This window comes from Methylobacterium sp. D48H, from assembly GCF_053345715.1.
The window spans coordinates 1-305 of the sequence record NZ_JBKFAP010000156.1; the positions used below are offsets into that span (position 1 = coordinate 1).

1 protein-coding gene is annotated in these 305 nt (G+C 74.8%); it reads right to left on the reverse strand.

Features of this window, described 5'->3' with window-relative positions; translation table 11 throughout:
- A partial coding sequence (locus ACLBX8_RS31925; protein ID WP_447716439.1) for a histidine kinase occupies positions 1-305 on the reverse strand: 305 nt, incomplete at both ends.

A 305-nucleotide genomic window follows, 5' to 3' on the forward strand; every position in this document is an offset into this window, starting at 1 on the left:
CCCGGCGAGCGATTGCAGCCACTCCACCTGCCGGCCGGCCTCCGCCGTGGCCCCGCGTGCCAGGAGCCGCTCCATGCTCTTGAGGCCCAGCGACAGACCGGTCACCGTCTGGCCGACCTGGTCGGGGAGTTCGCGGGCGATCCGGCGCTGCTCGTTCTCCTGGGCCTCGCCGAGGCGGCGCAGCAGCGCGAAGCGCACGGCCTCCGCGCGCTTGCGCGGCTCGATGTCCGACACCACGCCGTAGATCAGTCCGGCCGGGGTATGCTCGTGGAGCTGCGGCACGCGGCCGGCGACCCGGACCCAGC